Source organism: Colwellia sp. BRX10-4, assembly GCF_014077465.1.
In the GTDB taxonomy this organism is placed as follows: Bacteria; Pseudomonadota; Gammaproteobacteria; order Enterobacterales; family Alteromonadaceae; genus Colwellia_A.
The window spans coordinates 139372-147860 of the sequence record NZ_JACGVZ010000008.1 but is presented as its reverse complement, the minus strand read 5'-3'; the positions used below and the strand labels follow the sequence as shown (position 1 = coordinate 147860).

At 37.9% G+C, this 8489-nt stretch carries 7 protein-coding genes; 4 read left to right on the top strand and 3 right to left on the bottom strand.

Annotated elements, in window-relative coordinates:
• Window positions 1–649: 649 nt before the first annotated feature.
• The 3 genes from H4J67_RS09025 to H4J67_RS09015 are packed head-to-tail and all read left to right on the top strand — an operon-like array spanning window position 650 to window position 2082.
• The gene (locus tag H4J67_RS09025) at window positions 650–1315 is read left to right on the top strand and encodes a hypothetical protein (RefSeq protein WP_182175652.1); all 666 of its coding nucleotides are present in this window, start codon (window positions 650–652) and stop codon (window positions 1313–1315) included.
• 15 nt (window positions 1316–1330) lie between these two features.
• A complete protein-coding gene (locus tag H4J67_RS09020) occupies window positions 1331–1708 on the top strand; it encodes a histidine kinase dimerization/phospho-acceptor domain-containing protein (RefSeq protein ID WP_259368540.1) in 378 nt (125 codons plus the stop codon).
• 38 nt (window positions 1709–1746) lie between these two features.
• The gene (locus H4J67_RS09015; protein WP_182175654.1) at window positions 1747–2082 is read left to right on the top strand and encodes an ATP-binding protein; all 336 of its coding nucleotides are present in this window, start codon (window positions 1747–1749) and stop codon (window positions 2080–2082) included.
• Between the two features lie 134 nt (window positions 2083–2216).
• Here the strand turns inward: H4J67_RS09015 and H4J67_RS09010 are convergent, their stop codons facing one another.
• Complete coding sequence (locus H4J67_RS09010) at window positions 2217–4547, bottom strand: YgiQ family radical SAM protein (RefSeq protein ID WP_182175655.1); 2331 nt, start codon at window positions 4545–4547, stop codon at window positions 2217–2219.
• A gap of 310 nt (window positions 4548–4857) precedes the next feature.
• On the opposite strand from H4J67_RS09010, the gene H4J67_RS09005 reads away from it, so the two are divergent.
• The gene (locus tag H4J67_RS09005) at window positions 4858–7374 is read left to right on the top strand and encodes a prolyl oligopeptidase family serine peptidase (RefSeq protein ID WP_182175656.1); all 2517 of its coding nucleotides are present in this window, start codon (window positions 4858–4860) and stop codon (window positions 7372–7374) included.
• A 246-nt stretch (window positions 7375–7620) separates the two neighbouring features.
• On the opposite strand, the gene H4J67_RS20285 is transcribed toward H4J67_RS09005, so the two are convergent.
• Together H4J67_RS20285 and rrtA are read right to left on the bottom strand one after the other, a co-directional pair.
• Entirely contained in the window at window positions 7621–7794 is a 174-nt protein-coding gene (locus H4J67_RS20285; protein ID WP_182175657.1) for a hypothetical protein, read from the bottom strand.
• Between the two features lie 58 nt (window positions 7795–7852).
• Window positions 7853–8461 (bottom strand): rhombosortase, encoded by a 609-nt coding sequence (gene rrtA / locus H4J67_RS09000; RefSeq protein ID WP_182203512.1) that lies wholly within the window; start codon window positions 8459–8461, stop codon window positions 7853–7855.
• Window positions 8462–8489: the final 28 nt, after the last annotated feature.

The window sequence follows — 8489 nt, the reverse complement described above, 5'->3', positions numbered from 1 at the left end:
TATGATTTACATGCATCTATGGGCTCAGACTTTCATTATCCAACGCGATGGAGTGATTTAGGTCGTAATTTACGTATGCCCGATCAGGTGAAACCCATTTGGGACCTTTGGCCTAAGGCCGTTAACTCCATGTTATTTCTGATATCACTATAGGTGTATCCTATTATCTGATCCCTATTATTTTGGCTATATTACTCTACAAGAGGAAAGAAAGTGTGCCACATAAAGATATATTTGCCTTATTTATGGCGTTTATTTTCTTTTGCGACATCACCCATTTTGTCCCTATTTATGTAACTTGGTAACCCGTTTATGACTACCAAGGCTGGATAAAAGCCTTAACCGTTTTTACTTCTATTTTAACTGCCATTGTTTTACCACCAATATTACCCGATCTTATTCAATTACCGGGTGTCGAAATTAAATATCATGAGGCACTAAAGGACGTTGAGGCGTTAAAACATAAAAATGCCCAAATGAGTTCAGTTTATTCTGCAACACTCGACTGAGAAGAACGCGTCATCGAATTAAAAAAAGAAGTTAATGCCTTAATGGTCGAACTTAAGCGAGAGCAGGTCTACGATGTTTAACTTCGCCAGGTTGTCTATATTAAATTTTTATTGCACATTCGCTTTTATGTGGAATATCGATGTATTCTAAGAATTCCGTACTAACTGCGCTACTACTATTATTCTTCATCACACAAGAAGTACTTATTGCACTCTATTATGTATCGAAACAAAAATACATGCGTGGGCAACGCGTTTCGGTATATTCGGCTATTATCGAAATGCAAAGTCAGATTGGTTATGTTGGTTTAATACATAATTTTAAAAATGCGATCTTACGGCCCAATGAACCGCACTATTGGGCTGATGCTTTTGAAAACTGCCGTAAAGCAAACATCCAATTAGATAAACTAGAAATAAAAGGCGCGTTAATTCTCAGGCAACTTAACATGTTAGCGGTAAGATACATGATGGTGGCTTATAAGGAACGGGTATCCCTGTTACCAGCCTTAACTGAGAAAAATATGAGCATAAGTGAAGTTGATAATTATTTACGTTACGACGATGAGCCTTCTCATATTGAAATAAAAGTTGTTGCAGATAAGGTTGCGATTTTACTTGAAGATAAGATGTCTGACTTACTTCGTAACAGCCTTAAATCTGGCTTTATTGTGCTAGTTGCTTTGTTATTGACCTTAGTCGTCATTATCCGTTTTTTCTTTAAAGATCAGCAAAAGGTACGCGCGCAAAGTACTATGTTAAACATCAAGATGGAAGGGCATAAAGTTGATATGGCTCGTTCATAAGTCATCTTATTGAGTATGATGAAAAATGTTGAAAAAGAAAGACGTCAAGCGACTAAACTCAACAAGCAATTAGTAAATAAGAACAAAGAAATGGAACAGTTTATCTATACAGTTTCACACGATCTAAAATCGACATTAGTCACTATTTCCGCTTTTAGTCATAAATTAGAATTAGAATTTGCTGATAAGTTAATCGATAAGCAAGCATATCGTCTGAGTCTCATCATCGAAAATGTTGATAACATGGAGAGGGTATTAACTGATTTACTTGATTTATCTCTTATTGTTCAACAAGCTATAGAAACCTCTGTAATTAATATTAAGCAAGTAGTAGGACAACAAAGTGCCGTATTGAAGAGGGACTTCTCAAAGCCACTGCTACTATTAATTTAACTGACAATTTACATACCGTAAATGCCAATTAACGCTTGGTGCCTGAGGGGATACTGAATTTATTCAACAATGCCATACGCTATCGAGTCACTCCTCTCCTTATTGACGTATTTACCAGCCAAACAAAATTATCAGCAACAATTCATGTAAGAGACAACGTTATAGGCATCGACTCAAAATACCATTGCTTAATATTTGGTATCTTTGAAAAGCTTTCCGCAACAAAAGATACTGGCGTTGGCTTAACGACTGTTAAAACAATAATGGATAAGCATAACGGCAAGGTGCTACTTACTTCGGCACTGGGCGAAGGGTGTTGTTTTTCTCTTGAATTTCCTAACGATGTCAACGGTAATAATAAAACAGTGACTTAACATTGATAACGGATTCAATATATTGCTCACGCTAACTGTAGTGGGATATTATTTATCTAATATCATTTATTTTTTTACTAAAAAGCCGCGTTTACTTATCAAGTAAACACGGCTTTATTTTTGGGCAGATAATATTACTTTTTCTTTTTACCAAATGGTTGCTTTGGCTTTCTATCATCAAACTGATTTTCAGAGAAACGTGTTAAGCCTTGCTTACTTTTCTCAGCAGTTGCGCTTGTTGCCGGCTTCTTGCCATAAGCCGTCTTAGTCGTTACTGGCTTTTTGCCAAAGGTGGTTTTATTCCCTTTAGCGTTATTTTTTCCTTTACCGTTATTCTTATAGTGTTGTTGCTCTTTCTCACCACGGGTTTCGTTGGGTACCAGACAGCCCGGTTTAGAACCAATTAGCGTCTTTCCTAAGCCCATTTTAGTAAAAGCTTGACGAAGCATCGGCCAGTTAGCTGGATCATGATAACGTAATATAGCTTTATGTAAGCGACGCTGAATAGTGCCTTTAGGTACGGCAACACTCTTGCTGTTTTTATTTACGTTTCGCAGCGAATCTATTTCAGTGTGGTACAAAGTGGTGGCATTGGCTAAAGGTGATGGATAAAAGTTTTGAACTTGGTCTAATTTAAAATCATTACTTTTTAACCAAAGTGCTAAGTTAACCATATCACGATCTGTTGTGCCTGGATGTGCAGAAATAAAGTATGGAATTAAATATTGTTTCTTACCGGCTAACTTAGAGTAATGATCAAACATTTCTTTAAATTTATCATAGCTGCCCATACCTGGCTTCATCATGCTATTTAAAGGACCTTCTTCAGTATGCTCTGGGGCTATTTTTAAGTAACCTCCAACATGATGTGTAGCTAGTTCTTTGACGTACTCCGGATCTTGAATCGCTAAGTCGTATCTAACTCCAGATGCTATTAATACTTTCTTGATACCAGGTATTTTTCTCGCAGCACGATATAGCTCAATAGTAGGCGTATGATCTGTATCTAAATGACCACATATTGTGGGCCATACACACGAGGGTTTACGACAGGTTGCCTCAGCTTTTTCGCTTTTACAATTTAGCTGATACATATTGGCGGTAGGACCACCTAAGTCAGATATTACGCCGGTAAATCCTGGTACTTTTAGTTGAATATCTTTTATTTCATTGAGTATCGATTCTTGTGAACGACTCTGAATAATTCTGCCTTCATGCTCTGTTATCGAACAAAAAGTACAACCACCAAAACAACCACGCATGATGTTAACCGAAGTTTTTATCATGTCATAGGCAGGGATTTTTGCATCACCGTAACTTGGGTGCGGTACTCGGGCATAAGGTAAGCCAAATACACCATCCATTTCACTTTCTGTTAATGGGGTTGCGGGTGGATTTAACCAAATAAGTCTGCTGCCATGACGCTGTACTAAAGGTTTAGCAGAAGTAGGGTTTACTTCCTGGTGAAAAATACGTGAAGCATGGGCATACAATACTTTATTATCACGTACTTGTTCGAAAGTAGGTAAGTTAATATAAGTCGTTTCCCAAGGCTTCTTTTTATCAGCCCAAGATTTATTTTTATGTTGCTCTGCCCGATGCGGTGTCAGTTCAATCACTTGTGCTGTTTTGGTTATATCAGTGTCGGTGTTTTTAGCCGCAGCATCTGCTTCTGCACTGTTCTCAGAACAATCAGTAGAGGTGATTTCTTGATAAGGACTGAATATTGGGTCTATTTTACCGGGTTTATCTATCGAACGAGAGTCGATACCTTTCCAGTTGGGTAATACTTGGTTAGCAAGAAAAGCACTGCCGCGAACATCGGTGATATTTTTAACTTCCTCACCATTTGCAATACGGTGGGCAATTTCAATTAAGGGGCGTTCGGCATTACCGTAGACGAGGATATCTGCTTTTGAATCAAATAATACCGATTGACGTACTTTGTCTGTCCAGTAATCGTAATGGGCAATGCGACGTAAACTTGCTTCGATGCCGCCAATAATTACTGGCACACCTTTATAAGCCTCTTTACAGCGCTGAGTATATGCAGTTACTGCTCTGTCTGGACGTTTGCCGCCTTCATCGTTTGGCGTGTAGGCATCGTCATGACGCATTCGACGTTCAGCGGTATAACGATTGATCATTGAGTCCATATTTCCGGCTGTAACGCCAAAAAATAGATTAGGCTGACCTAGCTCCATAAAGGCATCTTTGGTATGCCATGCAGGTTGGGCGATAATTCCGACACGAAATCCTTGCGACTCTAACATTCTGCCAATAATTGCCATTCCAAAACTTGGATGGTCAACATAAGCATCGCCAGTTACTAAAATAATATCACAAGAATCCCAACCAAGGGTGTCCATCTCACTTCGAGACATAGGTAAAAACGGCGCTGTTCCATAGCATTCAGCCCAGTATTTTGGGTATTCGAACAATGAGGTTTTTACTTGTGTGAGCATAATTTGGCCTAGGATTGTGTAAGTAAGATTTTATTGTCGCTGGTCAATACAAAAAACAATAATTTGTTGTATAGAACAAGGCGCGCGATTATAGCAAATTATCATTTTAATTGTAGCCTTTATTGATGCATGGGCATGATTTAAAAAGCCTCCATACATTATGACGCAACTTTATTGCGGTTGGTCGCATAAGATTACACTTTGCCGCCAGTTAAATTTACTATTTGATTGTATAAATTTATCGGGTTGAGTATAACTAACTATCTGATGTCCATTCTCAAAATTCACGATTAAAATAAGTCTCTTACCTATGAAAATAAAAATATTAACCGCCGCTATAAGTTTATCTTTAGTTGCCTGTGTAACAACAACGGCTGATCAATCGGCTGAAAAGATTTTAGATGATAACTACAGCAATAATAAATCTGTGGCGGCCGCTAAAGAAGTAAAGACAATCGCTATTGCTAAAGCCGTTGCCCTAAAAGAGTCTTTGTCAGCAAATAACGACTTATTAATCACCTTAGAACAAATTATGTCTGACCCAGATTGGATGGGGCGTTCACCACAAAGTTGGTATTGGGGTGATGATAATCAGACTATTTTCTACAAACAAAAACGTGCTGGTAGTCCGCTAAGTGATTTATACCGCCAAGCGACGTTGGACAGGGAAGCAGAAAAAGTTAAATTAGCGCAAATGCATGTGGTCAGTGATAGAAATGCACAGCGAAACAAAGCCAATACGCATGAAGTTTACACTTTTGAAGGCAATGTTTTTGTTAAAGAGCTGGCGAGTTTAGATGTTCAACAACTGACTTATACGTCAGCTTATGAATATTCAACGATGTTTTTAAATAATGGTAATGTCGCTTACCGAGTTGGCAACAAATTTTTTGAACATGACTTATCCAGTAATAAAATTATTGAATTAGCTAATTTACAATTAAAAAAAGATCCTAAAGACAGTGAGGAGAGTCAGAGCTATATTGCCAGTGAACAACATGACTTAATCGCTTATGTTGCCTTGCAAAAAAGAAATAGCGAACTGCGAAAGAATCAACAAGAAAAACTCAAAGCGCAAAACGCTACACTGACTAAGAGTGATTTTTATCTAGGCGATAATAAACGTATCAATCACGCGAGTCTATCGCCCAACGGTGATAAACTTATTGTCAGTATTAGTAGCGGTGAATCAAGCCAAGCTGATAGTGATACTATGCCTAACTATATTGCAGATGATGGTCATATAAAAGCGGAAAAGGTCCGTCAGCGTGTTGCTGATAATCGTCAATATAATGATGAGCTTTTTTTACTTGATTTAAAGTCAGGTCAAAAATTTCCACTCTCTTACGAGGTTTTACCCGGTGCTGATGAAGATGTACTTACCAGTGTCAAAACTGAGAACTATCAACGTGAAGGTAAGGTTTATCAGTCTAAAAAATCACCCCGTAATATTCATGTTATGCAAGCTAATTCGCCTATTCAATGGCACGAAAATGGCAAACAAGTTGCAGTATTACTAGAAGCATGGGACAACAAAGACCGTTGGTTAACAACAGTTAATTTAATGGAGAATAAGCTAGAGAGCCAACATCGCTTACATGATGATGCTTGGATCAACTGGAGCTTTAATGAGTTTGGTTGGTTAAAAGGTGACAATACCTTGTACTACCTCTCAGAAGAAACTGGCTATTCTCATCTTTACAGTAAAAACTTAATAGGTAAAGCTAAACAACTCACCCGTGGCCAATTTGAAATCAGTGATGTGAGCCTAACGCAAGATAAGTCGCGTTTCGTCTTTAAAGCCAATAAGAAACACCCTGGTATTTATGAAATCTATCAAGTAGATATAAAATCTGGTCAGTTCAGTGCTTTAACTGATTTAGGTGGTATGAATGACTATGCATTAAGCCCAGATGATTCAACGTTATTAATTGAACATTCAACAGTAGCTATGCCTCCAGAGCTTTATGTAAAAGCACTTAAAGATGATGCTACGGCGATACGCTTAACTCATACGGTCTCTGAAAAATTCTTAAGTATGCCTTGGACTGCGCCAAGTGTGGTTGCTGTGCCCTCTTCATATCAAGATGAACCTGTTTATTCTCGTGTTTATTTACCAAAAGACTATGATAAAACGGCTGATAAAAATCGTGCGGTAATGTTTAGTCATGGTGCTGGCTATCTACAAAACTCACATTTAGGTTGGTCTGGGTATTTTAGAGAATACATGTTCCATAGTATGTTAGTGCAACAAGGTTATGTCGTTATTGACATGGATTATCGTGCTTCTGCAGGATACGGCCGAGATTGGCGAACAGCTATATATCGCCACATGGGTAAACCTGAAGTACAAGATATGCGTGATGGCGTAAACTGGTTAGTTGATAATGCTAATGTCGACCGTCAACGTATTGGGACTTATGGCGGTTCATATGGCGGCTTTCTAACCTTAATGTCTATGTTCACTCAGCCTGATTTATTTCAATCAGGTTCAGCACTGCGCTTAGTTTCTGACTGGGCCTATTATAATCATGGTTATACCTCAAATATTTTGAACACCCCTGGCGATGACGCAATTGCTTATGAGAGAAGTTCACCTATTTATTTTGCTGAGGGATTAGAAAAACCCTTATTAATTAATGCGCCAATGGTCGACGACAATGTCTTTTTTCAAGATACCGTTCGTTTGGTGCAACGCTTGATTGAGTTAGAAAAGCAAAACTTCGAAACGGCTATTTATCCAGTCGAACCTCATGGTTTTGTTCAGCCAAGTTCTTGGTTAGATGAATATCGACGCATCTATAAGTTATTTGAAAATACCTTGTAATTTATCTAGAGCTTGCAAGACTAAAGGGTTACCTTTCTTATAAATTAAGAGCGGTAACCTTTTTTTTTGGCGAACGAACGACACTCACTGATTGACATAAAATCGTTGCAGGAGGATGAAACTAATATTTGTGGTCTTATTTTATCTCGCCTTTATTGTAAATGCTCAGGCTAAAGCGGTATGTAAAGTCAGTTTGGGGAGCATAACTATTCCCCTTATGCCATTATTGTAAAGGGAAAGTCAGTGTCAGGTACCATGAAAGATATTAATGATGCTATTACTGAGAAATTGAGCAGCTGGAGCAATATCAAATTCAAAGCTTAGTGATAAGTGATAAGTGAGCATAATATCCATAGCGCTTTCAGCTAATTCTAATCTATCAATAAAATAATAAAATAATAAAATAATATAATAAGGCATTAATCGCGTTGAAAAAAGCAGGTGTTATCGACAATATTTAAAAAAATCAGTCTTTACCTTAATGTTTTTTTAGTGGAAATAATTTTAGAGCCATTAAAAATAAGATGGCGAATACACCACCTAATGCTCCCCATAAATGAGCATTTATTGCTACGTTAGCGCCAATCAAGTCAGCGACGTCTTCACTTGCGCCATAATATTGTTCGTGAGCTATCTTTAAAATTACTCCAATAAGTAATAAGTAACCGGTGCGCTCTTTTGCTTTAATATCCTCGATAGCGCCCCAAATAAACAGGCCATGTAAAATACCGGATAAACCCACGTATTGTTCAATGTTTGGTGAAAACCAATGGATGCCAACAGCACAAATAACAGCACTTATCATAAATACAATCAGATAATTTTTAATGGTGTAGAATTGACCATGCAAGGCCCACAACATAATAACCGCTGCGCTATTCAACAGGAAATGCGCACCATTGGTGTGAAAAAAGTGCCCAGTAAATACCCGCCAAACTTCGCCTTGTCTGACTAAACTGCGTTGATAAACAAATAAATCACTGAAACTACTATCAAATATAAAAGCAACCAGTGAAATAATCAGAACTATCGCGGGAACCGTTACTTGTTGAACAGAAATGGGAAAAGCAGAAAGTGACAATCGCATGAAAATAGGCTTATAAACAAAGAGTAAA

Coding starts and splice junctions, on each gene's coding strand:
- rrtA (WP_182203512.1), bottom strand. CDS start 8,461: ATGCGATTGTCACTTTCTGCTTTTCCCATTTCTGTTCAACAAGTAACG.
- H4J67_RS09005 (WP_182175656.1), top strand. CDS start 4,858: ATGAAAATAAAAATATTAACCGCCGCTATAAGTTTATCTTTAGTTGCC.
- H4J67_RS20285 (WP_182175657.1), bottom strand. CDS start 7,794: ATGCCTTATTATATTATTTTATTATTTTATTATTTTATTGATAGATTA.
- H4J67_RS09010 (WP_182175655.1), bottom strand. CDS start 4,547: ATGCTCACACAAGTAAAAACCTCATTGTTCGAATACCCAAAATACTGG.
- H4J67_RS09020 (WP_259368540.1), top strand. CDS start 1,331: ATGATGAAAAATGTTGAAAAAGAAAGACGTCAAGCGACTAAACTCAAC.
- H4J67_RS09025 (WP_182175652.1), top strand. CDS start 650: ATGTATTCTAAGAATTCCGTACTAACTGCGCTACTACTATTATTCTTC.